This is a genomic window from Pseudomonas fluorescens, assembly GCF_900636825.1.
Classification (GTDB): Bacteria; Pseudomonadota; Gammaproteobacteria; order Pseudomonadales; family Pseudomonadaceae; genus Aquipseudomonas; species Aquipseudomonas fluorescens_BG.
Window position 1 is genome coordinate 2,445,711 of sequence record NZ_LR134318.1, and the last position, 26,504, is coordinate 2,472,214.

Sequence of the window (26,504 nt, forward strand, 5' to 3'; positions counted from 1 at the left end):
TTCAATTGCGGATAAACGCCAACACGCGCTGAAGCATGGCATCGCACGCCTGTATTTGATCGAGACTGACAAACTCATCGGGTTTGTGGCCTTGATCCATGCTGCCCGGCCCACAGACCACCGTGGGAATGCCCACCGCATCGAACAGTCCGCCTTCGGTGCCAAACGCCACCGTGCCGAAATCCTTCGAACCGCAGAACGCCGCGATCAGTTCGGCAGCCTGGCTGTGCGCGTCGGTGACCAGCCCGGGATACGCCGACAGCTCGCGAAAACGGATATCGCTGTGTGCGCTGACCGCACGCATACGCGGCAGAACTTCGCGCTCGGCGTAAGCTTTGAGGGCTTCGGCAACCAGCGCTGGATCCTGCGAGGGCAGGGCGCGGATTTCGAAGTCGAAACGGCAATCGGCCGGGACGATGTTCAACGCTTTGCCGCCGCTGATCACGCCGGTCTGCACGGTGCTGTAGGGCGGATCGAAGCGCGGGTCCTGATGTTCCGGCGCGCGCAATTGATGGCCGAGGCGGCCGAGTTCGGCAATCAGTTCGGCGGCGTATTCGATAGCGTTGACGCCCAGTGGCGCGTAGGCCGAATGACACGGATGGCCGTGCACATCGCAGCGCATCGCCAGTTTGCCCTTGTGGCCGAGTACCGGTTTCAGTTCGGTGGGTTCGCCGATGATGCACAGCAGCGGTTTGACCGGACGCTGCCGCAACACGTCGAGCAAGGAACGCACACCAAGGCAGCCGACTTCTTCGTCGTAAGACAGGGCGATGTGCACCGGGATGCGCAATGACGCCTGGCTCAGCGCCGGCACCAATGCGAGCACGCAGGCAATATAGCCTTTCATATCCGCCGTACCGCGGCCGAACAATTTGCCGTCGCGCTCCGTCAATTGGAACGGTGGAAATGTCCACGGCTGGCCATCCACCGGCACCACATCGGTGTGCCCGGACAGCACGATGCCCGGCTGATCCGCCGGGCCGAGGGTGGCGAACAGATTGGCTTTGCTGCGCTCATCGTTGTAGATCAGCGCGCAGGGCACGTCGAAACCTTCCAGGTAATCGCGGACGAATTCGATCAGTTGCAAGTTGGATTCGCGGCTGGTGGTATCGAAACCCACCAGCGCCCTGAGCAGCTCGACGCTGTTCATCGATCATCCCCGGCAACGCCATAACCCGGCGCTTTGGCTGGGTCGAGGGCGCGGTCGATGTAATCCTGCAGTTGAGGCTCGTACGCTTCCCATAGTTTTTGCAGTTGCCCGATCGGGTTTTCATCGGCCCAGTCGACGCGCAGGTTGACGATCGGCCAGGTCTGTTCGCCGACAACCACCACCGCCGCCGAATGCACCGGGCCGGCTTCGCCGCCGAGGGCTTGGGCCGCGTGCAGGGCTTTGAGCAGGCGCTCGGCCAGTTGGCCTTCGCCGTTTTCGAAAGCGCTGACCATCGCTTCGATCACCGAGCGGCCAGCAAGCATGTTGCCGGCAGCGACGCATTGTTCGCCGCTGACCGCATTGTGCACGCCGAGGGTCTGCGCACCGCTGAAGTGGGCGGTCTGGCCGAGATGATTGATCGCGGTGATCTGGCGGAACTGGCTGTAGCCATTGCGCGTGAGCACTTGGTCCAGCGCATCGTCGGGGGCCAAGCCTTGCTCCAGCAACGCGAGGACTTCCGGGCCGAGGGACGGCAGGGTGATGTTCTGGCTCGACACGGCGCCGACGCCCGGCAATAGCCATGGGCAGCGCGCGCCAACGGCGATGCTCGAGGAACTGATGGCGACACCGAACTGGCCGGTGTCGGCGCAGCGGGCTGCGATTGAAAAGGTCATCTACTTAACTCCTTGTGTGTCTGGGCTGGCCTCATCGCGAGCAGGGCTTAGCTCCCATAGTGGAGTTGTGTTGTTCACAAAACCTGTGGGAGCCAGCCCTGCTGGCGATGGCCATAACGCGGTAAACCTGCTTACTCAGGAATCACCGCAATCACATCAATCTCCATCAACCACTGCGGCTGCCCGAGTGCCGACACCACCAATCCGGTAGAGATCGGAAACACGCCCTTGAGCCACTTGCCGACTTCGCCGTACACCGCTTCGCGATAGCGCGGGTCGACCAGGTAGGTGGTGGTCTTGACGATGTGGCTCATGTCGCTGCCGGCTTCTTCCAGCAATTGCTTGACGTTGCGCATCGCCTGTTCGGCCTGCGCCCGCGCGTCACCCAAACCGACCAGGTTGCCGTCGAAATCAGTGCCCACCTGACCGCGCACATACACGGTGTTGCCGGCGCGGACGGCCTGGCACAGGTCGTTGTCCAGAGTCTGGTTCGGGTAAGTGTCTTTGGTGTTGAACATGCGAATGCGAGTGTGGGTTGGCTTGCTCATGTGCAGCTCCTGCAGAAGGCTTGCGCCGGCGCCAATCGACGCCGGAGCGAAAGAGGAAATCAAGCGTCGATGGTGTCGGCGATTTTGGTGTGCGCTGGCGAATGCAGTTCGGCCTCACGCTGTTCGGCGTCGCGATATTCGAGGTATTTACGCTGGGTCGCGATGTGATCAGCGACGTGTTTGGCGTCATGCCACACGCCCCAGATGAACGACGAGCCCCGGCGCGATTGCCACGGCAAACCGAGGAAATAAACCCCCGGCTCGCTCGACACGCCGCGCTGGTGCACGGGCCTGCCGCGGTCGTCGAACGCGGCGACCTGCAGCCAGGAATAATCCACGGCAAACCCGGTAGCCCAGATGATGGACGTCACGCCGGCTGCAGCCAGATCGAGATCGACCAGCGGATTTTTCACGCACTCAGGATCGGGAAACATTTCCCGCGCTTCAGGTTCTTCCGGCAGATCAAGGCCGTTGCGCTCGATGTAGGCATCGGCCGCATCGAGCAACGCCAGATAATTTTCGTCGCCGCGATTGAGGTTGCCGAGCAGATCCTGTTTGAACGTGACCACGCCGTCATTGAACGCTTCGGTGACGCCGACCAGCGTCATGCCGCGATGGGCCAGGCCGCGGAAATCGATAGTCCGGCCGCCATGAGCGCCGCTGACCGCGATGGTCACGTGCTCGCGGCCCGGTTTCATCGCCGCTTGATCCCATTCGCCGAGCACACCCAGCCACCAGCAGAAATCGCGGTTGCGGTAGGCGCGAGGCGGGCGGTCGTGGGCACCGACCGAGAGGTAAACCTGCTTGCCCGAACGTTGCAGTTCATCGGCGATCTGCACCCCGGACGAGCCCGCGCCAACCACCAATACCGCGCCATCCGGTAACTGCTGCGGATTGCGATAATCAGCGGAATGAATCTGCAGAAGACGCGCGTCTTTCGGGGCAATTGCCGGGATCACCGGTTTCTGGAACGGGCCTGTGGCGGCAACCACCCGGCTGGCTTCGATCACACCTTCGGACGTCTCGACGGTGAAGCCTGGGCGGCCGACATTACGCACCACGCTTTTCACTTCAACGCCGGTACGGATCGGCGCATTGAATTTCTTCGCATAGGCTTCGAAGTAATCGGCCACGCGCTCTTTAGCGGCGAAACCGTCGGGGTCGACGTCATCGAATTCCAGACCCGGGAAGCGGTCGTGCCACGCCGGGCCATTGGCAACCAGCGAGTCCCAGCGCCCGGTGCGCCAGCGTTCGGCAATGCGATTGCGCTCAAGCACCAGATGCGGCACGCCGAGTTTGCTCAGGTGCTCGCTCATCGCCACGCCCGCTTGGCCGGCACCGACGATCAGCGTGTCTGTTTTTATTATTTCAGGGGTCATCTCTACATCCTTCCTAGCAAGGCAGTTGGATTCGGGCCGCTGTTGGCTTGTCCGTTTGGCTTGAGGTCAGACTAGGGAGAGGGGGGGTATCGGTAAAATATTATTAAGCTGGGATGTGAAGATAAAATTCTGATGCAGAGGGCTGTAGGCCTTTGAATGCGGGGCTTTGGGGGTTGCAGTCAGCAGGTGTGGCATTCAGCAGATGAGCAATTTGTGGCAAGGGAGCTTGCTCCCGCTGGGCCGCGAAGCGGCCCTCTTTTGATTCAGCAAAAAAGGGCCTGCTACGCAGTCCAGCGGGAGCAAGCTCCCTCGCCACAGGGTGCGTGAGTCTGGAAGAATTAACGATTGAGGAAGCCCAACAGATCTTCATTCAACGCCTGCGCATGCGTCGCTGCGAAACCATGCGGTGCGCCGGCATACACTTTCAGCTCGGCGCCCTTGATTTGTGCGGCCGCCTGCTTGCCGGTGGTCTCGAACGGCACGATCTGATCGCCATCGCCATGAATCACCAACGTCGGCACGTCGATTTTTGCCATGTCCGGACGGAAGTCGGTTTCCGAGAACGCGGTCACGCAATCCACGGTGCCTTTGAGCGACGCCATCAACGCGATATTCAGGGTTTGCGTGAGCACGCCGTCAGAGACTTTCTGGCCCTGATTGGTGCCGTAGAACGGCGCGGCGAAGTCAGCGATGAACTGCGCGCGGTCCTTCAGCAGACCGGCCTTGATGCCGTCGAACACCGACGTGTCGACCCCTTGCGGAAAATCAGCTTTCTTGCCGAACAACGGGGTCACCGCGCCCAGCAGCACCAGTCCGGCCACGCGCTCGCTGCCATGGCGGGCGATGTAGCGGCTGACGTCGCCGCCGCCCATGGAGAAGCCCACCAATGTCACGTCGTGCAGATCCAGATGATCGATCAGTTGCGCGATGTCATCGGCAAAGGTGTCGTAGTCATAACCGGTCCACGGCTGATCGGAGCGACCGAAACCGCGACGGTCAAAGGCAATGGTGCGATAGCCGCGGCTGCTCAGATACTCCATCTGGTATTCCCACATGTCAGCGTCCAGCGGCCAGCCATGGCTGAACAACACGGGCTTGCCGCTGCCCCAGTCTTTGTAATAAATCGCGGTGCCGTCTTGGGTGGTGAATGTGCTCATGCAAACTCCTGCGTCGAAGGCGTCAATGAAAGCCGGAATGGCCGATTCACTATCCGCGCAAAGCGCTCGCGCCACTTGTACGCAAGTGCTGGGTTTAACCGCTGGCTCAACTGCGACACAGTTGTATGATGCAACTCGTGTCAGTCAGCGGTTTTTTCAACGGAGAGCTTTAGGTGAAACGCAAAAGCCTGCAAGGCAATGCCTGCCCGGTCGCACGCACACTGGATCTGATCGGCGACTGGTGGTCGTTGTTGATCATTCGCGATGCGCTGGAGGGCATTCGCCGTTTCAGTGATTTCCAGAAGAACCTGGACATCGCCAAAAACATTCTCAGTGCGCGGCTCAAAGGGCTGGTCGAGAAGGGCATTTTGCAAACCGTGCCGGCCGCCGAGGGTGGCGCTTACAAGGAATACGTTCTGACAGAACGAGGCAAGGCCTTGCAGACTGTGATCGTCGCGCTGTCGCAATGGGGCGGGGAGTTCATGTACGCGCCCGGCGAGCCGGGTTCGGTGATGGTGGATGCGCAAAATCGCCAGCCGCTTCGCAAGCTCGAATTGCGGGCCGAGGACGGCCGGACGCTGCGGCCGGATGAGGTGGCTACCCGGTTCGGTGTGGCGCACTGACTGCGCTTTGGTGCTTTGCCAGTTCCGATGAACGGTCAAACATAAAGATAACGTCAAAAAGTCTGACGGACATGAATGATTAGAAGCGCCGGAGTGTCCGCTTTTCCATCCTGACTATAAGCAAAAAACGAAAACGCCCCAGATCAACCGGGGCGTTTTCCATTTATCGTCCTGTGAGTTCAGGAACTTTTACCGAAACGCCGGCACCACATGCTTGATAAACAGTTCCAGCGATTTCTTCTTCTCCGCATGCGGCAAGCTGTTATCACACCAGAAACTAAACTCATCCACCCCCAGTTCCTGGTAGTACTTGATGCGCGGAATGATTTCTTCCGGCGTGCCAATCATCGCCGTCTTGTGCAGGCTTTCCAGTTCGAACTCCGGACGTCCGGCAAACTTCTCTTCCGGGCTTGGGTCGAGGAAGCCGTTGACCGGGGTTTGCTTGTTGCCAAACCAGGCATCGAATGTGCGATAGAAACGCGAGATCGCTTTCGCGCCGACTTTCCAGCCGTCCGGATTGTCGGCGGTGTGCACGTGGGTGTGGCGCAGCACCATCAATTGCGGACGCGGGACGTCCGGGTTGTTGTCGAGCGCGGTCTGGAATTTGTTCTTCAGGTCGAGAACTTCTTCGTCGCCTTTCATCAGCGGCGTGACCATCACGTTGCAGCCATTGGCAACGGCGAAGTTGTGCGAGTCCGGGTCGCGGGCGGCGATCCACATCGGCGGGTTGGGTTTTTGGATCGGCTTGGGCACGCTGGTCGAGGTCGGGAATTTCCAGATGTCGCCGTCGTGGGCGTAGTCGCCTTGCCACAGGGCGCGGACGACCGGGACCATTTCGCGCAGGGCCTGGCCACCGGATGAGGCAGGCATGCCGCCGGCCATGCGGTCGAATTCAACCTGATAAGCGCCGCGTGCCAGACCGACTTCCATACGACCGTTGCTGATCACGTCGAGCAAGGCGCATTCACCGGCCACCCGCAACGGGTGCCAGAACGGCGCGATGATGGTGCCGGCGCCGAGATGGATGGTGGTGGTTTTCGCCGCGAGGTAAGCCAGCAGCGGCATCGGGCTCGGCGAGATGGTGTATTCCATGGCGTGGTGTTCGCCGATCCACACGGTGCTGAAACCGCCGGCCTCGGCCATCAGGGTCAGTTCGGTCAAGTCTTCGAACAGTTGGCGGTGGCTGACGCTTTCGTCCCAGCGTTCCATGTGTACGAACAGGGAAAATTTCATGACGCTACCTCGGATCTTTTGTTGATGGCCGGTCGTTTGCGGGCCTGTGTCACTGGCATGAGCGATAGACGCTCGCGAGTCTTCTCACCATTCAAGCACGCCTTCGATGACGGCTGTTCGGCTGATTGAATATTGGTATACCATAATACGGGATATCCGCAAAATATTTCTGACCGACACTTCGAACAAGGAAGGCGCAGTAAATGAACATAAAACAAAAACTGACTATGGCGTTCGCAGTGATCGCCAGTCTGCCGGTGCTGTTGGTGGCCGTGCTGATTATTCTGAATGTGCGCGATGGGGCGCGGGACAATTTTGTCGACAGCACCGGCAGGGAGGTGCGCCAGGTCGAAAACGCCATGCAGCTGTTTTTTGAGGGTATCAGCCAAAACGTCGCGTATTTGGCTGACCACCAGCAATTGCAGGGGATAGATGCAAGTCTTAAACGCTACTCGAGCAGTGACGCCGCAAAAACCCCGATGGGGCCGCAGGATCAGCAGGTGTTCACGCTGTTCGCCGGTCTGGCCAAGGCTCATCCGGCTTACACCTATCTATCGCTGGGGACGCAAGAGGGTGGTTATCTGTTCTGGCCAGGTGATCCGCAATTGGCCAATTACGATCCGCGCACGCGGCCCTGGTACAAGACGGCGATGGCCAACCCCGGCAAAACCCTGCGCACCGACGCATATTACTGGGCGGCGGACGATGTCGTGCTGGTCAGCACTGTGCGCAGTTTCAACAATCAGCTGGGCAGCAATGCGGGGGTGGTCAATATTGATGTGTCGCTCAAGCAATTGACCGATCTGGTCAAGCAAATCCGCCTCGGCGAGAGCGGTTACCTGATGCTGATGGAAGCCAACAACACCGTGCTGGTCGACCCGAGTGATCCGGCGCACAACTTCAAGAAGCTCAATGATCTCGGCGATGGCTATAAACAACTGGCCGAGGCCGGCAAAGGTCTGGTCGAAGTGGAATTGGCCGGCGAACGCTACATGGCGTTGGTCTGGCCGTCGGAGGCGCTGGGCTGGCGCTTCGTCGGTGTGGTCAAGGCCAGTGAAGTCATGGCCGGCGCCACTCGCCTGACCTGGATCATCGGCGCTATCGCGGTGGTATGCGCGGTGTTGTTCGCCATGGCCGGCGCGTGGTTCGCCGGTTTGATCGTCAAGCCGATTCGTGGCGTCGCCAGTGGACTTGAAGGCATTGCCCAGGGTGAAGGCGACCTGACAGCTCGATTGGCGGTGCGCGGGCGGGATGAAACGGCGCAACTGGCGGGCTGGTTCAATCAGTTTCTTGAAGCGATCCGCACCTTGATCCAGCGCATCGGCCAAGCGGCCGGGCAGATTCACAGCAGCTCCGGCAGCGCCACCGAAGTCTCGGCGGAAATGGCCGAGGTGGCTGCACGGCAGCGCGAGGCGGTGGACATGGTTTCCACGGCATTCCACGAAATGGTCGCCACGTCCAACGAAGTCGCGCGCTCCTGTAGCCAAGCGGCAGATTCCGCCGATAACGGACAACGCCAGGCGCACGCCGGGCAACAGCAGATCGATGCAGCGGTGAACAATGTCGGGCGCCTGAGTCAGGAGATCGGCAACAGCGCCGAGTCGATGCAGCAACTGGAGCAGGACAGCAACGACATTCAGTCGATCCTCGGCACCATCCGCTCGATTGCCGAGCAAACCAATCTGCTCGCGCTCAACGCGGCGATCGAAGCGGCGCGGGCCGGGGAGCAAGGCCGTGGTTTTGCCGTGGTCGCCGATGAAGTGCGCGCACTGGCCAAACGCACGGCGGATTCCACTGGCGAAATCGATGCACTGCTCGGCAATCTGGCGCGACGCACGCATCAGATGGGCAAGCAGATGCACGCCAGCCTTGAGGTGTCGCAGGACACGGTGGTGTCGATCAACGAGGCGCGGGCGAGTTTTGAATTGATTCGCGAGTCGGTGGACGTGATCCGCGACATGAACACGCAGATCGCCACGGCGGCGGAAGAGCAGCATCAAGTGGCCGAGGACATTAATCGGCACATCAGCCAGATCCATGGCGATGCGCAGTTGGTGGCGAGCCTGGCAGATTCAACCCGCGAAGACGCGCAGAATCTGACGGCGTTGTCGCAGACGTTGAATCAGTTGGTTAGCCGGTTCCGTACCTGATATTCATTCGGGTCACATAAAAACCTGTGGGAGCTGGCTTGCCAGCGATGGCGTCATTACAGTCAATATTGATGCTGACTGAACTGACGCTATCGCTGGCAAGCCAGCTCCCACAGGTTATGTATTGAACAGGGAATCAGGCCACCGCAGGCAACGCACCCATCTTGCCGTGGCAATACACCAATGGCGCGGACACTTGCTCCGGGACGATCAGGTTCTTCACTGCGCCGACCATGATAGCGTGGTCGCCCCCTTCATATTCACGCCACAGTTCGCACTCGATCACTGCCGTTGCATTTGCCAGGATCGGGTTGCCCAACTCGCTCAACGTCCATTCGATGCCTTGCGCCTTGTCTTTGCCTTTGCGTGCGAAGGCATAGGCCTCGCTCTGCTGGCCGCCAGACAACACATGGATGGCGAAGCGCTTGTTCTTGATCAGCACGGGATAGGAGTCGGAGCTGTAGTTGGGGCAGAACAGCACCAGCGCCGGGTCCATCGACAATGAACTGAATGCGCTGGCGGTGAGGCCGACGATCTGGCCGTCATCGTCCAGGGTGGTGATGACAGTGACGCCGGACGGGAACGAGCCCATGACTTGTTTGTAGATGGCAGCATCGATCATTGGGTGGTCCTCGGGGTGTTGTGACGCGGTTTTTATGAGTTTGTAGGTCTGATGGTATACCGTAATACATTCTTTGCAAGGGATTTTCAGGTGAACCGATAAACGTACGGCACTCGTCGGAAAGTCAATGTTTACGGGGGTTTCAACTGGTAATCAGCAAGCTGGATCAGCGAGGATAACGGATCAGATCGCATTGAAATTGCCGGATCAGCCTTGTGCAAAGTTTGGAATACCATAATATGGTCGGCATCTGAGGGGTGACCAAAGAGTTCCCCCGGTTTGGCTTCATACAAAGATAAGAACAGACAAACTCGAGTTCATGCATATGTCCCAGATGACCCGGCAAGATCCGTTGATCGAGAACCATACGGTCGACTACGTCCCACTCGCGGAACGCCACGGGAAGGCCCGCGACCTATTCACCCTTTGGTTCAGCACCAACATTGCGCCACTGCCCATCGTTACCGGCGCCATGGTGGTTCAAGTGTTCCATCTCGATCTGTTGTGGGGCCTGCTGGCGATTGCGCTGGGCCACATGATCGGCGGTGTGGTAATTGCGCTGGCCTCGGCGCAGGGGCCGCGCATGGGCATTCCGCAGATGGTCCAGAGTCGCGGCCAGTTCGGCCGTTACGGTGCGCTGTTGATCGTGTTCTTCGCGGCGATCATCTACATCGGTTTCTTCATTTCCAACATCGTGTTGGCGGGCAAATCCATCGTCGGCATCGCGCCTTCGGTGCCAGCACCGCTGAGCATTCTGATCGGTGCGCTCGCCGCCACGGCAATCGGCGTGATCGGCTACAACTTCATTCACACGCTCAACCGTATCGGCACCTGGGTGATGGGTGGCGCGTTACTGGCGGGCTTCGTTTACATCTTCGCCCATGACTTGCCGGCGGATTTCTTCACCCGTGGCAGCTTCAACCTCTCCGGATGGCTGGCGACGGTGTCGCTGGGGATCATCTGGCAGATCAGTTTCTCGCCGTACGTTTCCGACTATTCGCGTTATCTGCCGGCCGACATCGGCATCGCCAAGCCGTTCTGGGCGACCTATCTGGGCGCGACGCTGGGCACGATTCTGTCCTTCACGTTCGGCGCGGTGGCGGTACTTGCGACGCCGGAAGGCACCGAGGCGATGGTCGCGGTCAAACAGTCGACCGGTTGGCTGGGGCCGATTCTGATGGTGCTGTTTTTGCTCAATATCATCAGCCACAACGCGCTCAATCTGTACGGTGCGGTGCTGTCGATCATCACCTCGATCCAGACCTTCGCCAGTCAGTGGACGCCGAGCATCAAGGTGCGCGTGATGCTGTCGAGCGTGATATTGGCCGCTTGCTGCGTGGTTGCGCTTGGTGCGTCAGCGGATTTCATTTCCGAATTCATCGGGCTGATTCTGGCGCTGCTGCTGGTGCTGGTGCCGTGGGCTTCGATCAACCTGATCGACTTCTACCTGATCAAGCGTAGCAACTATGACATCGCCTCGATCTTCCGCGCAGACGGCGGGATTTACGGACGATTCAACCTGCACGCGATTGTCGCCTACTTCATCGGCATCATCGTGCAATTGCCGTTTGCCAACACCTCGCTGTATGTCGGGCCTTACGCCAATCTGGTTGAAGGTGCGGATCTGTCATGGCTGGTGGGCTTGGTGGTTACCGTGCCGCTGTATTACTGCCTGGCGACCCGCGGTCAGGCGCAGCAGAGCAGGGCGGCCAAACTGAGCTATCGCTCCTGAATCAAATTGTCGCAACTCCCCTGTGGCGAGGGGATAAATCCCCTCGCCACAAGATGTGCTCAAAGCTCGCGCATTCGAGTGGTCAGTCATATTGGCCAGATCAATCCCCTTTTGGCCAATCCCCCACTGTGATCCAGCTACGCTGTCAGCAAGAATCGAAGCCATAATCAAACGCTGAACCTTTGCCCTTGGCTACCTTTCAAGCCGCTGCCGTGTACAGAACATAAAAACCATCGAACTCACGCCGCATTTTGGGGAAACAACCATGGTCACGATGAAACGCATTCTGGGCGCCACCGTGTGTGGGCTGACGCTGCTGGCCGGCGCTGTCCAGGCTGAGCAGCGCGAACTGCGGGTGTACAACTGGGCGGATTACATTCTGCCCTCGGTACCCAAGGATTTCGCCGCGAAAAGCGGCATCAAAGTGACCTGGGACACCTTCGACACCAACGAATCCCTCGAAGCCAAATTGCTTACCGGCAACTCTGGCTACGACCTGGTCGTGCCGTCGAACCAGTTCCTCGAAACCCAGATCAAGGCCGGCGTATTCCAGAAACTCGACAAATCCAAACTGCCAAACTGGAGCCATCAGGATCCGGAACTCTTGAAGCTGCTGGAGAAAAACGACCCCGGCAACCAATACAGCGTGCCTTATATGGTTGGCACCGTGCTGATTGGCTTCAACCCCGCCAAGGTCAAGGCAGCACTGGGCGACAATGCGCCGGTGGACAGCTGGGATCTGGTGTTCAAACCGGAGAATATGGAAAAGCTCAAAGCCTGCGGCGTAGCGATGCTCGATTCGCCGACGGAAATTCTGCCGTTGGCCCTGCATTATCTCGGGCTCGATCCGAATAGCCAAAACCCCGCCGATTACGAAAAAGCCAAAGAGCTGATGATGAAGATCCGGCCTTACGTGACCTACTTCAACTCGGCGAAATACATGACCGACATCGCCAACGGCGACATCTGCGTGGCCATCGGGTACTCGGGCAGTTTCTACCAGTTCGGCAATCGCGCCAAAGAGGCGAACAACGGCGTGGTGGTCGACTGGCGCTTGCCGAAGGAGGGCGCGCCGATCTGGTTCGACACCTTCGCCATTCCGAAAAGCGCGAAGAATGTCGACGAAGCCCACGAATTCCTCAACACCTTGCTCGACCCGAAAGTGATCGCGCCGATCAGTGATTTCCTCGGGTATCCGAATGCGAACAAGGATTCGATGGCGTTGATCAACAAGGAAATCACCGGCAACCCGAACCTGACGCCGACCAGCGAAGCGCTGAAAAAGCTCTATGTGGTCCAGCCATTGCCGCAGAAACTTGAACGCGTACGCACTCGGGTGTGGACGAGCATCAAATCCGATAAATAATCTCCGTCCAGACGAAATTCCCCGGTAGGCGCTGCCGCAGGCTGCGATCTTTTGATCTTGTTTTTAATAATCAAAGTCAAAAGATCGCAGCCTGCGGCAGCTCCTACAGGGGTTCGGTCTGGTTTTGTTTTCTGGTGACCACCAGACTCAACAACACCGAACTCAAAATCACCCCGCCGACCACCGCCAGCGACCATTCCACCGGCATGTGAAACCAGGGCATCACCACCATTTTGCCGCCGATAAACACCAGCACGATCGCCAGGCCGTATTTGAGCAGGTGGAAGCGGTCAGCCATGTCTGCCAGCAGGAAATACAGCGCGCGCAGGCCCATGATCGCGAAGATGTTCGAGGTGAAGACGATGAACGGATCGGTAGTGACAGCGAAGATCGCCGGGATGCTGTCGACCGCAAACATCAGGTCACTGGCCTCGATCAGCACCAGCACCAGAAACATCGGTGTCGCCCAGCGCACGCCGTTCTGCAGAATGAAAAAACGTTCGCCATGAAAACTGCTGGTGATGCGCATATGCCCGCGCACCCAGCGCAGCAACGGATTGTTGTCGAGGTCCGGCTGGTGCTCGGCGAACACCAGCATCTTGATCCCGGTGATGATCAGGAACACCCCGAACGCATACAGCAGCCATTCGAACTGCGACACCAGCCAGACCCCGGCGAAAATCATCACCGCGCGCATCACGATCGCGCCGAGCACGCCGTACAACAACACCCGGCGCTGCAACTCTGGCGGCACCGCGAAATAACTGAAGATCATCACGAAGACAAACATGTTGTCGATCGACAGCGACTGTTCGATCAAATAGCCAGTGAGGAATTCGAGAGTTTTCTGTTGGGCGATTTCGCTGCCGAATGTGCCGTGCAGATACCACCAGAGCAGGCCGGCGAAGCTCAGCGCCAGCAGGCACCAGGCAATCACCCAGGACAACGCTTCACGTACCGACACGCGATGCGCCTTGCGCCCGCCGAAGACGAACAGATCCAGTGCCAGCATGGCAAGAACGAAAACGATGAAGGCGCCCCACATCCAGGGCTCGCCGATATTGATGTTCGTAGCGGGCATGTCACGCTCCCTGTCTTATTGGTTCAAGTCAGACGAGGCCATGCTAGCGACGAGTTTGGCGCAAAGAAAAATCGTATATTCCGAGGCAACAGTTCGTTAAAAACGAAATGTCCATCGGCGGCGCGCGCCAGAATTTCCGAGGAGGGCAGTGCGCAATCGGGTCGGGACTGATCAGCTCCGACCCGGTTTTGCTCAGGAAAGCGGTGGTGTGCGCGGCGGCACCTGGCGCTTGCAGCCGGTCGATTCGAACGCCGACGCCAGACGCAGCAACGTCGAATCGTCATAGGCACGGCCGGCAAAGGTCAGCCCGGCGGGCATGCCGATGTCGGCCATGATGCCCATCGGCACCGTCACCGTCGGCACGCCCAAGTGGCGAATCGCGAGGTTGCCGTTGGCGACCCACACGCCGTTGCTCCAGGCAATGTCTGCCGATTGTGGATTGACGTCGGCATCCGCCGGGCCGACATCGGCCACCGTCGGGAACAGCACGGCATCGAGTTTCAGCGCATCCATCCAGTCTTCAAGATCGAGCTTGCGGGTTTTCTCCAGGCCTCGCAGGCCGTCTGCCAGGGTCGGGATCTGATCCCACGGCGTAATGCCGCGCTCGGCCATGCGCACGTATTCGTCCATGCCGGCCGCCAGATCGCCTTCGCGATTGGGCAGTGTGCCGGGATCGTGCGGGAATATTTTCGGCCCATCGACATCGGCCAGACGGTTGAGCTTCGGATCGCCGTTCGCGCGCAGGAAATCATCAAAGGCCCAGGCCGACAGATCCCACAATTCGTGATGCAGAAACTCTTTGGAAACGATGCCGCGATTGAACACGGTCGGCGCACCGGGACGGTCGCCCTCGCAGTTGGAAACCAGCGGGAAATCGACTTCGATGACTTCGGCGCCGGCAGCTTCCAGCGCAGCGCGCGCCTGTTTCCACAGATCGATCACCGACTCGCGGGTGTTGATGCGTTGGCCGGTCGGGCCACCGATGCCTGGCTCTGTGCTGGTACCGGCGTCGGGGTCGGCGTTGATGTACATCTTCGGCACACCCAAACGCTTGCCGGCCAGTGCGTCGGCCTTCACTGCCAGTTCAGCATAGGAAGCAGGGCGCACCGACATGACGCTCGGGATCGGCACCCAAGGCTGCAAACGCCAGAGATCGCCACGGGTGTCGCTGTCTTCGGCGACGACCACATCAAGCACTTCGAGCAGGTCGGCCATGGTGCGCGCATACGGCACGACGACATCCATGGTCGGCGTCAGCGGCCAGTTGCCGCGCACCGAAATCACCCCGCGCGACGGCGTATAGGCGCACAAGCCATTGTTCGACGCCGGGCCGCGACCGCTCGACCAGGTTTCTTCGGCCAGACCGAACGCCGCGAAACTGGCGGCGGTGGCGGTCCCGGCACCGTTGGAAGAGCCGGAAGCGAACGGAGCGGTCAGGTATTCGGCGTTATAGGGACTCTCGGCGCGGCCATATACACCGCGCTGCATGCCGCCATTGGCCATCGGTGGCATGTTGGTCTTGCCCAGGCAAATCGCCCCGGCCGCGCGCAGGCGCTCGATGGTGAACGCGTCGCGATGGGCCACAAGATCGACAAACGCCGGGCTGCCGGACGCCGCCGTCAGGCCTTTGACCAGATAACTGTCTTTGGCGGTGTAGGGAATCCCATCAAGCGGGCCGAGGGTTTCGCCCTTGGCGCGACGCTCGTCGGCGGCTTGCGCTTCTTTCAAGGCGTCGGGATTGCGCACCACCACGGCGTTGAGCGCGGTAGGGGTGTCGGGCCCATCGTAGGCATCGATCCGCGCCAGATACGCCTGCACCAGCTCGACCGAGGTGGTCTGGCCGGACGCCAGCGCTGCGCGCAATTGGGCAATGGACACTTCAGTGACTTCGATCATGGGATTACCGCCGTCAAGTTCTCAAATGGGTTGTTCATCGTTGTTATTGTGCAGCGAGCAGAACATTTCGATGGGCGTCACTCTACCTTGAACTTCAAATAAAGGCTCGCGCAAGTTCGATAATTATCGGGCTATTCAGCGGAAAAATTCTCCAGGCGTCTCTCCGAACTGCTGTCTGAAGGCCGAAATGAAGGCGGAAGTCGATTCATATCCGCAAGCCAGTGCGACGTCGGTCACCCGCTCGCCGCGTTCCAGCGGTGTCAGCGCCCCGAGCAGGCGCAAGCGCTGGCGCCAGGCGCGGAAGGTCAGGCCGGTGTCACGCAGAAACAACCGGGTCAGGGTTTTCTCGGTGACGCCGAATCTCTCGCTCCAGTGACTGAGCGTGGTCTGCTGTTCCGGATGTTGCTCCAGGCTTTGATAGATCTGTCGCAACCGCGCGTCCTGGGGCAGCGGCAACATCAGGTCGATCTGCGGAGCGTCAGCCAGTTGATCGAGGATCACCTGAGCCAGCCGTCCATGCGCGCCACTCTGGTCATACTCCACCGGCACCTCGCTGAACGCGCGAATCAACTCTCGCAGCAGATCGCTGACACCCAGCACATGACAACGCTCGACAGCCCAGCCGGCAACGCTGCAATCGATATACAGGCTGCGCATTTCAGTGTGCGGCGAACTGAATACCCGATGGGGCATTCCCGCCGGGATCCACACCGCCCGCTCGGGCGGCGCAACGAAGCGGCCGACGCTGGTCTGCACTTCGAGCACGCCCTGAATCGCGTACGACAACTGCACCCACGGGTGGCTGTGACGTCGGGTCAGCGCACGATTGGGCAGCGATTCGGTGCGGCCATACAACGGACGCGGCAGGCTGGGCAGCCCGGGAACACTGCGTCTGACGCTCTTGTCGTGTCCTTTTGGCGGCATCTGGAGGATCTTCGGCGTTAGTCGGTAATTGGCGGCCACGTTAAAGTCGCAACCACGTGCTGGCAACCCCCGGATGAGCAAACCATGACGCGCCCAAGATTTCTTCCCGACAACTTCACCCTGACCTTGATCGGCGTCGTGCTGCTCGCCAGTTTTCTGCCGGCCAGCGGACAAGTCGCGGTCGGCTTCGGCTGGCTGACCAACATCGCCATCGCCCTGCTGTTTTTCCTGCATGGCGCCAAGTTGTCCCGCGAGTCGATCATCGCTGGCGCCGGCCACTGGCGTTTGCATTTACTGGTGTTCGGTTTGACCTTCGTCCTGTTTCCGCTCCTCGGTCTGGCGCTCAAACCGCTACTGTCGCCATTGGTCGGTGATCAGCTGTACATGGGCATGCTTTACCTCTGCGCATTGCCGGCCACGGTTCAGTCGGCGATCGCGTTCACCTCACTGGCCCGGGGCAACATTCCGGCTGCGATCTGCAGCGCGGCGGCGTCGAGTCTGTTCGGAATTTTCCTCACGCCGTTGCTGGTGACGCTATTGCTGAATGTCCACGGCGACGGCGGCTCGACCCTCGATGCGATTGTGAAGATCAGCGTGCAACTGCTGCTGCCATTCATCGCCGGACAGATCGCCCGACGCTGGATCGGCGCGTGGGTGGGGCGCAACAAGAACTGGCTGAAGTTTGTCGACCAGGGTTCGATCCTGCTGGTGGTTTATGGTGCTTTCAGCGAGGCGGTCAATGAAGGTATCTGGCATCAGATCCCGCTTGTCGAGCTAATGGGTCTGGTTGTGGTGTGCTGCATTCTGCTGACGCTGGTACTGCTGGCGTCGACCCTGCTCAGCAAAGCGTTCGGCTTCAGCCTGGAAGACCGCATCACGATTCTTTTCTGCGGCTCGAAAAAGAGCTTGGCCACCGGCGTGCCGATGGCTCAAGTGTTGTTTGCCGGCAGCACCATTGGCGTGTTGATCCTGCCGCTGATGTTGTTTCATCAGATTCAGTTGATGGTGTGCGCGGTGTTGGCGCAGCGCTATGCGAAACGGCAGGAATCGGTTCCGGAGTTGATGGCGCAAGTCGACCCGTAATCCCGCGCTTGATATAGGCCGCGCACTGTTTGACTTGCCGCCATCGCCAGCAGGGCTGGCTCCCACAGGTTCTGCGGGATGCCAGCAATTTCGAACGCAGCGCAAATCCCTGTGGGAGTCAGCCCTGCTGGCGATTGGGCCGGCGCAGGCGGCATTTGGATTGACTGATCCGCCGCCATCGCCAGCAGGGCTGGCTCCCACAATTAGCACCTGGGGCCAGGCCGCCGGTTCGCGCAAAAAATGGTTTGCGCCGAGGATTACTGAGGGCTGTTGAACTGATCGGAGTAGCTACCAGACATCAATGCCGAGGCGACTCGATCAGAGCCGACGCCCGCGCGCGAATAGGCGACGCGGTTAACCCCGGTGCGATCAGCGCCATCTGCGGCCAGTGCGCCGACGCCAACATGGTCGGAACCATCAGCAGCCACGGCACCCGCGCCAACATGGTCGGAGCCATCAGCAGCCACGGCACCCGCGCCAACATGATCGGAGCCATCAGCAGCCACGGCACCCGCGCCAACGTGGTCGGAGCCATCAGCAGCCACGGCACCCGCGCCAACATGGTCGGAGCCATCAGAAGCCACGGCACCCGCGCCAACGCGGTCGGAACCATCAGAAGCCACGGCGCCCGCGCCCACATGATCAGAGCCATCTGAAGCAACAGCCCCGGCCCTCACATGATCGGCCCCGTCTGAAGCCAGCGCCTGGGGCTGGGCGGCCCACGCGCCGGGTATTGCAACGGTCGCCGCGACCGTCAGTATCACGCCTGACAGCAATCTGTATTTCATGATCATCTCCACGCCCACTCTGGTTGGCGAAAGGCACGGGCGCACCGTCAGGCGCACGAGTGTCGACGTCATCGGTATCGAACTGAACGAGTATAGATCGCTGCACGCCAGCGGCATGCTCAGCGGATCAACGGGCTTAGGCGTTTGCCTTATTGCTCAGCCTAGGCACGGCTGAAATCAATCTAAAAAAGCTGAGTCGCGGCAGTGAGCCTTTGCTAGGCTCAACAAGGTAGGCGAAGACGCAGACTGATGCGCAATCGGATAGCAAGGGGGCGTGGGGCGCGCTCCGAAAGGTACACGGTTAGAAAGATCTCCGTGCTGAGATCCAGCCCTTATGCCGTGTGAAGCAGCCGAGGCCGTACCCGTTCAAACTGGCCCGGTACTGTGGGAAGCCCGATAAACCTTGTAAGCCAGAGACCAGCACTGGCCGCCTGCTCGAACACCAAAGCCCGCCTCGTGCGGGCTTTGTCGTTCCTGCGGGCTCAGATCGATTGCAGCGCCTGCGCCAGATCGGCGCGCAGATCGTCGAGGTCCTCAACCCCGACTGACAGGCGCACCAGACCGTCGCCGATCCCCAGCTTCGCGCGGGTCTGCGCCGGAATGGTCGCGTGGGTCATGATCGCCGGGTGCTCAATCAGGCTTTCCACACCGCCGAGACTTTCCGCTAGGGCGAAGATCTTCACATTCTCGAGAAAGCGTCGGGCACCGGCCAGATCCGTGTTCAGATCGACGGAAATCATGCCGCCGAAACCGTGCATTTGGCGCTTGGCCAATTCGTGCTGCGGGTGCGACGGCAGGCCTGGGTAGTGAACGCGCTTGACCTGCGCTTGCTGCTCCAGCCACTGCGCCAGTTCCAGCGCATTGCTGCAGTGGCGCTCCATGCGCAGCGCCAGAGTTTTCACCCCGCGCAGGGTCAGAAAGGCGTCGAATGGCCCGGCAATTGCGCCGACGGCGTTCTGCAAAAAGCCCAGTTTCTCGGCCAGTTCAGCGTTTTGCCCGACCACGGCAATACCGCCGATCACGTCCGAGTGGCCGTTCAAGTATTTGGTCGTCGAATGCAGGACGATGTCGAAGCCCAACTCCAGCGGCCGCTGGATATACGGGCTGGCGAAAGTGTTGTCGGCGACGCAGATGATGCCGCGTGCGCGGCAGATGCGGGCGATGGCGGCCAGGTCTGACAGGCTCAGTAACGGATTGGTCGGCGTCTCGACCATGACCATCCGCGTGTCATCCTGCAATGACGCTTCGAATGCCGATAGATCGGTCAGGTCGACAAAGCTGAAGCGGTGCCCGGCACTGCGCTGACGGACCTTGTCGAACAGGCGAAACGTGCCGCCATACAGGTCGTTGCCCGAGACGATGTGTGAACCGGCATCGAGCAATTCGAGTACCGTGGAAATCGCCGCCAGCCCGGAGGCAAACGCAAACGCGCGAGTGCCACCTTCAAGATCCGCCACGCAGCGTTCCAGCGCAAACCGCGTCGGGTTGTGCGAGCGGCCGTAATCCAGACCCTTATGCACGCCGGGACTTTCTTGCAAGTAGGTGGAGTTGGCGTAGATCGGCGGCATCAGCGCGCCGGTGCTCGGGTCCGGCGCTTGCCCGGCGTGGATGACGCGGGTCGCGAAACTTTGCGATTTGTTGTCGTGTTGAGTCATGCGAGGGATCTCCGTAATTGGTTGAGCATGTCGGTGCGGGTGATCAGCCCATGGAAACCTGAGGCATCGGCGACGATGGCGACGAGACCACGGCTGAGCACCGATTCCAGCTCGGAAAGGCTGGCGCCGGGGGCAAGGGTTTGCAGTTTGTCGGTCATCACGCTGGACACCGATTGGCTGAAGCGCGCTGCATCTTCATGCACGCCAAGAAGGATGTCGGATTCGTCGATCACCCCGACCAGTTGTTTGCCTTCCACCAGCACCGGCAGTTGCGAAACGTCCGCCAGGCGCATGCGCTGGAACGCGGTCAGCAGGGTGTCATCGGGGCCGACGCTGATTACGCGGCCGTCTTCGAAGCGCCGGGCGATCAGGTCGCGCAGATCGCCATAGCCCTTGCGTTGCAACAGGCCCTGGTCAGTCATCCATTGATCGTTGTAGACCTTCGACAGATAACGCGTGCCGGTGTCGCAGACGAAACTGACCACGCGTTTCGGCTCGGTCTGCTCGCGGCAATAGCGCAGCGCGGCAGCAAAGAGGGTGCCGGTCGACGAACCACCGAGAATGCCTTCAGCCTTGAGCAGTTGCCGGGCGTGGTCGAAGCTTTCTGCATCGCTGATCGAGTAGGCGTGGCGCACGCTCGACAGGTCGGTAATCGATGGAATGAAATCTTCACCGATGCCTTCGACGGCCCATGATCCGGGCTTCGGCAGCGAGCCGTCGCGACTGTATTGCGCCATGACCGAGCCGATTGGGTCGGCCAGGACCATCTCCAGATTCGGCTGCACGCGTTGAAAGAATCGGGTCAGCCCGGTCAACGTGCCGGCCGAGCCAACGCCCACCACGATCGCATCCAGATCATGTTCGGTCTGTGCCCAGATTTCCGGTGCGGTGCTGCATTCGTGGGCCAGTGGGTTGGCCGGGTTGTTGAACTGGTCGGCGAAAAACGCGCCGGGAATGTCTTTCGCCAAGCGTGCGGCGACGTCCTGGTAATACTCGGGATGACCCTTGCCGACGTCGGAGCGGGTGATGTGCACTTCGGCGCCCATCGCCTTCAAGTGCAGGACTTTTTCGGTGGACATCTTGTCCGGCACCACCAGCACCACGCGATAGCCCTTGACGCGCCCGACCAGTGCCAGGCCGAGTCCGGTGTTGCCGGCGGTGGCTTCGACAATGGTGCCGCCGGGTTGCAGACGCCCGTCGCGCTCCGCCGCGTCGATCATGGCCAGACCGATGCGATCCTTGATCGAGCCGCCGGGGTTTTGTGATTCGAGTTTGAGAAACAGTGTGCACGGCCCGGTATCAAAACGGGTCACGCGCACCAACGGGGTATTGCCGATCAGCCCAAGCACGGCAGGGCGGGAATCTTTTGACATGTCGGTTTCCTTCGGTGAGTCATAGCGCTTCATGCGCAGGCAGTCCTCTTGCAAGCAACATAGGCCGGGTCGGCAGTGCTCGCAACTTAAAAACTCGCATGGCGCTTTGATGTTGTTTTTAAAGAGCCAGATCAAAAGATCGCAGCCTTCGGCAGCTCCTACAGGGACAGTGGGGTATGAATGAAACTTGTGATGATCAGGAATATATTGAGTTTGTCTCATGCCATTCCGGTGGCGACAATGGCCGCCATCGAATAAGCACCTGGAGTTTTACCTCATGGCATTGGCCCATTCCCTTGGATTTTCGCGCACCGGCCGCGACCGCGAATCGAAGAAAGCCCAAGAGGCGTTCTGGAAAGGCGAACTGGACGAGGCGGGCCTTCGTGAAGTCGGACGCGAGCTGCGCAAGTCGCACTGGGCCCTGCAGAAAAACGCTGGCATCGAATTGCTGCCGGTCGGCGATTTCGCTTGGTACGACCAGGTGCTGAACCACTCGCTGATGTTCGGAGTGATCCCCGAGCGCTTCCGTCCGCAGGATGGCAAGGCCACGCTGCGGACCCTGTTTGGCATGGCTCGCGGGATCAGCGACAGCTGCTGTGGCGACGCCCATGCGCAGGAAATCAACAAGTGGTTCGACACCCATTACCACTACCTCGTGCCGGAATTCAGCCTCGATCAGCAATTCCAGCTGGGCTGGGATCAGTTGTTCGAAGAAGTCGAGGAAGCGCGTGCGCTGGGGCATGCCGTCAAACCGGTAATCCTTGGTCCGCTGACGTATTTGTGGTTGGGCAAGGCCAAGGGGGCCGACTTCGACAAACTGGAATTGCTCGACCGTTTGCTGCCGCTGTACGGGCAGATATTTTCGCGTCTTGCCGCCCAAGGCGTGGAGTGGGTGCAGATCGATGAGCCGATCCTGGTGCTCGATCTGCCTCAGACATGGAAGAACGCATTCGAGCGCGCCTACAACCAGATCCAGCGTGATCCGCTGAAAAAACTGCTGGCCACGTACTTTGGTGGTCTGGAAGAAAACCTTGGTCTGGCGGCGAACCTGCCAGTCGATGGTTTGCACATTGATCTGGTGCGGGCACCGGAACAGTACCCGACCATTCTTGACCGTCTGCCGGCTTATAAAGTGTTGTCGCTGGGGGTGGTCAATGGCCGGAATGACTGGCCTTGCCATCTGGAAAATGTGCTGGCGACCGTTCGCCATGCGCACGAGCGGCTGGGCGATCGGCTGTGGGTCGCGCCTTCATGCTCGCTGCTGCACAGCCCGGTGGACGTGGATCGTGAAGACGCGCTCGATGTTGAGCTGAAGAGCTGGCTGGCGGTTGCCGTGCGAAAGTGCACGGAAGTGGCGGTGTTGGCTCAAGCGGTCAGCGAACCGGAAGAAAGGCTGTCGTTGCGGCATGCGTAGTGGAAGCTTTAGCTGGATTGGGTCAACCCGGACTGCGGCCTGAAACCCGGCGGCTGGGCCGAGAGCGAAGCGGCGTTCTTGCACATGTTCAGCCCCGCCCGGCAACTGCGTACCCTGCAACACCATCCCCTGTAGGAGCTGCCGCAGGCTGCGATCTTTTGATTTTGCTTCAAAAGATCAGATCAAAAGATCGTCCGAACGCGGCCCGAACCTGCGGCAGCTCCTACATGTTCACATCGGTGTTGAATGCACGGCCGCTTTCGCGAGCAGGCTCGCTCCCACAGGGATTTGCGCTGTGCTGGAGATTTCTGGCATCCCTGTTGTTAAGGTGGCCAGCCATTTCCAGGTGTTTTCTGCGACATGAGTGATCGACCGACTATTCAGGCAGTGGCCGCCGCCGACATTGCCGATGTGCTGACCTTTGCCCTCAACGCCCGCGCCGAGCTGTTTCCCAAGCTCAGCGCAACCGGCACCCCCGATGATCTGGCACGCTTCGCCGAGGTGTATCTGCACGGCGAAGGTTGCTTTCTGATTGCCCGCGATAAGGGGCAGATTGTCGCCTCGATCGGCTATTTGCCGTATGACCGACGCTTCCCGAATCTGTCGTATCCCGGCCTCAAAACAGTGGAAGTCGTGCGCCTGTTCGTCCTGCCGTCGCAACGTCGCTCGGGTCTGGCGGCGGCGCTGTATCAAGCGCTGAAGGAGCGGGCGCTCGCCGATGGAGTGGAAGTGATTTACCTGCACACCCATCCGTTTCTACCGGGCGCTATCGCCTTCTGGCAGCGGCAGGGGTTCGAGATTATTGCGGTCGACCCGGACCCGGTCTGGCAAACCACGCACATGCACGCGTTTATCCGTGGAAGCGAAGGATCTGCGCACCGTCAAACGGGTCTGTCAGGTAATGCGCCCTGACGCCGAACGTGTCCTGCAACCGCTGCGGTGTCAGCACGTCGAGCGGTTTACCTGTCGCCACCAGGCGCCCGCGTTCCAGCACCGCAAGTCGATCGCAATTGAGTGCCTGATTGAGGTCGTGCAGGGCAATCAGCGTGGTCACCGGCAGCGTTCGCACTACGTTGAGAATGCTCAGTTGATGCTGGATGTCGAGGTGATTGGCCGGCTCGTCGAGCAACAGGATCTGCGGCCGCTGCGCCAGTGCCCGGGCGATGTGCACCCGTTGTCGCTCCCCGCCCGACAGGCTGCGCCAGAGGCGATTGCGCAAATGCACGGCGTCGACGTCGGCCAGCGCCTGCTGGACAATCGCGTCGTCGCCGCGCGACCACGGTTGCAGCGCCGACAGCCACGGCGTGCGGCCCAGCGCGACGGCGTCGAATACGCGAATGCCATCGTCGGTGTCGGCCTGTTGTTCGACCACGGCGAGGGTTTGTGCAATGCTGCGCCGGGCCATTTTGTCGAGGCGCTGACCTTGCAAAAGCACCTCGCCAGCGCTGGGTTCGCGCAACCCGGCGAGCAGCTTGAGCAAGGTCGACTTTCCCGAGCCATTCGGCCCGACGATGCCCAGCGTCTCGCCGCGCTGAACTTCGAGGCTGACACCTTGCAGCAAGTCGGCGCCGCGTACCTTGAAGCTCAACCCTGAGCAACTCATCACTGTGTTCATCGAGCCGACCTCCGGCCCACCAGAATCAGGGCAAACACCGGCGCACCGACCAGCGCGGTAATCACCCCGACGGGAATCACCTGGCCTTTGATCAAGGTACGCGACAGCACATCGGCGGCTATCAAGAACACCGCACCGCCCAGCGCGCTGGCGGGCAGAAGACGGGCATGCCCGGTGCCGAGCAACAGTCGCGCCGCATGGGGGATCACCAGGCCGACAAAACCGATGGAACCAACAATCGACACCATCACCGCCGTCACCAGCGCCGCGCAACCAATCAGCAGAATCTGCACGCGGCGCACCGGGATGCCGAGCGATGCCGCCGAATCCGCACCAAACGTAAACGCATCCAGCGCCCGTCGATGCCACAGGCACACCACCAACCCGAACGCTGCCACCGGGACTGCCAGCCACACTGATGGCCAGCGCACGCCGCCGAGGTTGCCCAGCAGCCAGAACATGATCCCGCGGGCCTGTTCGGAGCTGGCCGAGCGGGTGATCAGAAATGCCGTCAGCGCATTGAACAGCTGCGATCCGGCAATCCCCGCAAGGATGATTTGCCCGGTGCCATTGCTCGAGCCGCTGATCCGCGCCAGCACCATCACCAACAGGAACGCCGTCACCGCCCCGGCGAAAGCCCCGGCCGACAGTGAAATCACGCCAGCGCCCACGCCGAGCAACGCGACCATCACCGCACCCGTCGAAGCGCCGGCGGAGATGCCCAGCAGATACGGATCGGCCAACGGATTGCGCAGCAGCGATTGCAGAATCACTCCGCAAGTCGCCAGCCCGGCACCGCAGGCCGCTGCCACCAACGCGCGGGTCAGGCGGTAGTTCCAGACGATGCCTTCGTCGATCGGATCGAGTGCGTACCCAGCCGCCCACAGTTTGTTTGCCAGCACCTGCAGGACGATGCCCGGCTCGATCGGCGTTTCACCGATGGCCACGCCAGCAATCACTGCAATCAACAGCGTTGCCAAGGCCAGAATCGTGCGAATCAGGCTTGCACTCATTTCGACAGGTCGTAACCGTGGAGGGCCGTGGCCAGTTGTTCGAGGCCCTCGAACATGCGCAGGCTGGCCTGCAGGGCCATGGCGTCAAGGATGACGATGCGGTTGTTTTTCACCGCGTCCATGTTGCGCGTCACCGGGTCGCTGCGCAGGAAGGCGAGTTTCTTTTCATAGTCGTCCGCAGGGAACCGTCGACGATCCATGCGCGCGATCACCAGAAATGTCGGGTTGGCCTTGGCGATGGTTTCCCAGCCGACCGTCGGCCATTCTTCATCGGACTGCACAACGTTGCGCACGCCGAGGGTCGTGAGCATGAAATCGGGAACGCCTTTGTGGCCGGCCACAAACGGCTCGATGTCCATTTCAGCGCTGGAGAACCACACCAGCGCACTGACGTCTTTCAACTGCTTGCCATGCGCGGTGGCAATCGACTTGGCGAGGCTGGCCTTGAGCTGATCATTGAGTTGCTGGCCACGCTCCTGCACGTCGAAGATTTGCGCCAGTTGGCTCACGCTTTTGTAGATCGTGTCGATGCGAAACGGCGCCAGCCGCGTGCCGTCGGCTCCGACGAGATTGTCCTTGGCTTCGCAATCGGAGGGCAGCAGGTAGGTGGGGATTTTCAGCTCATGAAACTGTTCGCGCGTGCCGACCGCGCCTTGTGGCCCGACCATCCATTCCAGTTCTACGGCGACCAGTTCCGGGCGCTTGCCGATCACCGCTTCGAAGCTCGGTTCGTTGTCGGCCAGACGCTCGATCTTGTCGTTCTGCGGCTTGTAGGCAGCCAGCACATTGTTGAACCACAGCGACGTGCCGACGACCTTGTCGGCCAGGCCCATGGCGTAGAGCATTTCCGTACCAGCCTGACCGATGGTGACGGTGCGCGTCGGTGCGTGCGGGAACGCGAGGGTGCTGCCGCAGTTTTCGACGGTCAACGGGTAGTGAGTGGGGGCCGCATGGGCCAGCGTGCAAAAGCTCAGACCGGTGATCAGGGTGGCAACGCGGGGCAGCAGCATGCGGCAGTCTCCAATGGA

Annotated in this window: 20 protein-coding genes and 4 pseudogenes; 8 read left to right on the top strand and 16 right to left on the bottom strand. The window is 60.4% G+C overall.

All coding sequences use genetic code 11. The features are described from left to right. Position 1: 1 nt before the first annotated feature. The 5 genes from argE to EL257_RS11140 all read right to left on the bottom strand — a co-directional run bounded on the left by argE (position 2) and on the right by EL257_RS11140 (position 4,908). Entirely contained in the window at positions 2-1,150 is a 1,149-nt protein-coding gene (argE, locus tag EL257_RS11120; protein ID WP_126362502.1) for an acetylornithine deacetylase, read from the bottom strand. After that, complete coding sequence (locus EL257_RS11125) at positions 1,147-1,824, bottom strand: DUF1028 domain-containing protein (RefSeq protein WP_126362504.1); 678 nt, start codon at positions 1,822-1,824, stop codon at positions 1,147-1,149. Before EL257_RS11125 ends, argE begins: the two co-directional genes overlap by 4 nt. Before the next feature lie 131 nt (positions 1,825-1,955). Then, the gene (locus EL257_RS11130) at positions 1,956-2,372 is read right to left on the bottom strand and encodes a RidA family protein (protein WP_126362505.1); all 417 of its coding nucleotides are present in this window, start codon (positions 2,370-2,372) and stop codon (positions 1,956-1,958) included. Between the two features lie 59 nt (positions 2,373-2,431). Continuing rightward, complete coding sequence (locus tag EL257_RS11135) at positions 2,432-3,751, bottom strand: flavin-containing monooxygenase (protein WP_126362507.1); 1,320 nt, start codon at positions 3,749-3,751, stop codon at positions 2,432-2,434. A gap of 338 nt (positions 3,752-4,089) precedes the next feature. Continuing rightward, positions 4,090-4,908, bottom strand: coding sequence for an alpha/beta fold hydrolase (locus tag EL257_RS11140; protein WP_126362509.1), 819 nt, complete (start codon positions 4,906-4,908; stop codon positions 4,090-4,092). A gap of 173 nt (positions 4,909-5,081) precedes the next feature. Here EL257_RS11140 and EL257_RS11145 point away from each other — a divergent pair, with 173 nt between their 5' ends. After that, positions 5,082-5,531 (top strand): winged helix-turn-helix transcriptional regulator, encoded by a 450-nt coding sequence (locus tag EL257_RS11145; protein ID WP_126362511.1) that lies wholly within the window; start codon positions 5,082-5,084, stop codon positions 5,529-5,531. A 189-nt stretch (positions 5,532-5,720) separates the two neighbouring features. Here the strand turns inward: EL257_RS11145 and EL257_RS11150 are convergent, their stop codons facing one another. Next, the gene (locus EL257_RS11150) at positions 5,721-6,764 is read right to left on the bottom strand and encodes an LLM class flavin-dependent oxidoreductase (protein ID WP_126362513.1); all 1,044 of its coding nucleotides are present in this window, start codon (positions 6,762-6,764) and stop codon (positions 5,721-5,723) included. Positions 6,765-7,123: 359 nt separating this feature from the next. Between EL257_RS11150 and EL257_RS28370 the strand changes: the two are divergent. Continuing rightward, positions 7,124-8,008 (top strand): annotated as a pseudogene (locus EL257_RS28370) (cache domain-containing protein); the annotation flags it as partial. 309 nt (positions 8,009-8,317) lie between these two features. After that, a pseudogene (locus EL257_RS28375) lies at positions 8,318-8,914 on the top strand (methyl-accepting chemotaxis protein); the annotation flags it as partial. A gap of 136 nt (positions 8,915-9,050) precedes the next feature. Here the strand turns inward: EL257_RS28375 and EL257_RS11160 are convergent. Then, complete coding sequence (locus tag EL257_RS11160; RefSeq protein WP_064393009.1) at positions 9,051-9,536, bottom strand: flavin reductase family protein; 486 nt, start codon at positions 9,534-9,536, stop codon at positions 9,051-9,053. A 325-nt stretch (positions 9,537-9,861) separates the two neighbouring features. Between EL257_RS11160 and EL257_RS11165 the strand changes: the two genes are divergently transcribed. Together EL257_RS11165 and EL257_RS11170 are read left to right on the top strand one after the other, a co-directional pair. After that, the gene (locus EL257_RS11165; protein WP_126362517.1) at positions 9,862-11,268 is read left to right on the top strand and encodes a purine-cytosine permease family protein; all 1,407 of its coding nucleotides are present in this window, start codon (positions 9,862-9,864) and stop codon (positions 11,266-11,268) included. Between the two features lie 265 nt (positions 11,269-11,533). Further along, the gene (locus EL257_RS11170; protein ID WP_126362519.1) at positions 11,534-12,634 is read left to right on the top strand and encodes a polyamine ABC transporter substrate-binding protein; all 1,101 of its coding nucleotides are present in this window, start codon (positions 11,534-11,536) and stop codon (positions 12,632-12,634) included. A 103-nt stretch (positions 12,635-12,737) separates the two neighbouring features. Here the strand turns inward: EL257_RS11170 and EL257_RS11175 are convergent, their stop codons facing one another. The 3 genes from EL257_RS11175 to EL257_RS11185 form a co-directional block, all read right to left on the bottom strand. Next, positions 12,738-13,715 carry a TerC family protein gene (locus EL257_RS11175; RefSeq protein ID WP_126362521.1) on the bottom strand — a complete coding sequence of 326 codons (978 nt, stop codon included), beginning with the start codon at positions 13,713-13,715 and terminating at the stop codon, positions 12,738-12,740. A 192-nt stretch (positions 13,716-13,907) separates the two neighbouring features. Beyond that, on the bottom strand, positions 13,908-15,611 hold the full coding sequence (locus tag EL257_RS11180) for an amidase (protein ID WP_126362523.1): 1,704 nt from the start codon (positions 15,609-15,611) through the stop codon (positions 13,908-13,910). A 135-nt stretch (positions 15,612-15,746) separates the two neighbouring features. Beyond that, on the bottom strand, positions 15,747-16,535 hold the full coding sequence (locus EL257_RS11185; RefSeq protein ID WP_126362525.1) for an AraC family transcriptional regulator: 789 nt from the start codon (positions 16,533-16,535) through the stop codon (positions 15,747-15,749). 84 nt (positions 16,536-16,619) lie between these two features. Between EL257_RS11185 and EL257_RS11190 the strand changes: the two genes are divergently transcribed. Continuing rightward, positions 16,620-17,618, top strand: a complete 999-nt coding sequence (locus EL257_RS11190) for a bile acid:sodium symporter family protein (RefSeq protein ID WP_126362527.1) — start codon at positions 16,620-16,622, stop codon at positions 17,616-17,618. 298 nt (positions 17,619-17,916) lie between these two features. On the opposite strand, the gene EL257_RS11195 is transcribed toward EL257_RS11190, so the two are convergent. From EL257_RS11195 to EL257_RS11205, 3 genes are all read right to left on the bottom strand, one after another. Further along, positions 17,917-18,270, bottom strand: coding sequence for a hypothetical protein (locus EL257_RS11195; protein ID WP_172604470.1), 354 nt, complete (start codon positions 18,268-18,270; stop codon positions 17,917-17,919). Positions 18,271-18,888: 618 nt separating this feature from the next. Then, positions 18,889-20,061 (bottom strand): cystathionine gamma-synthase, encoded by a 1,173-nt coding sequence (locus EL257_RS11200; protein ID WP_126362529.1) that lies wholly within the window; start codon positions 20,059-20,061, stop codon positions 18,889-18,891. Then, positions 20,058-21,434, bottom strand: a complete 1,377-nt coding sequence (locus EL257_RS11205) for a pyridoxal-phosphate dependent enzyme (protein ID WP_126362531.1) — start codon at positions 21,432-21,434, stop codon at positions 20,058-20,060. The genes EL257_RS11200 and EL257_RS11205 overlap by 4 nt, the downstream gene beginning before the upstream one ends. Before the next feature lie 277 nt (positions 21,435-21,711). Between EL257_RS11205 and EL257_RS11210 the strand changes: the two are divergent. Then, a pseudogene (locus EL257_RS11210) lies at positions 21,712-22,821 on the top strand (5-methyltetrahydropteroyltriglutamate--homocysteine S-methyltransferase); the annotation flags it as partial. A gap of 387 nt (positions 22,822-23,208) precedes the next feature. Next, complete coding sequence (locus EL257_RS11215) at positions 23,209-23,760, top strand: GNAT family N-acetyltransferase (protein ID WP_126362533.1); 552 nt, start codon at positions 23,209-23,211, stop codon at positions 23,758-23,760. On the opposite strand, the pseudogene EL257_RS11220 reads toward EL257_RS11215, so the two are convergent. The 3 genes and pseudogenes from EL257_RS11220 to EL257_RS11230 form a co-directional block, all read right to left on the bottom strand. Beyond that, positions 23,699-24,367, bottom strand: a pseudogene (locus EL257_RS11220) (ABC transporter ATP-binding protein); the annotation flags it as partial. The gene EL257_RS11215 and the pseudogene EL257_RS11220 overlap by 62 nt on opposite strands. 92 nt (positions 24,368-24,459) lie before the next feature. Beyond that, a complete protein-coding gene (locus EL257_RS11225) occupies positions 24,460-25,464 on the bottom strand; it encodes a FecCD family ABC transporter permease (RefSeq protein WP_172604549.1) in 1,005 nt (334 codons plus the stop codon). Positions 25,465-25,472: 8 nt separating this feature from the next. Then, positions 25,473-26,486, bottom strand: a complete 1,014-nt coding sequence (locus tag EL257_RS11230; RefSeq protein WP_126362539.1) for an ABC transporter substrate-binding protein — start codon at positions 26,484-26,486, stop codon at positions 25,473-25,475. Between the last annotated feature and the right edge of the window lie 18 nt (positions 26,487-26,504).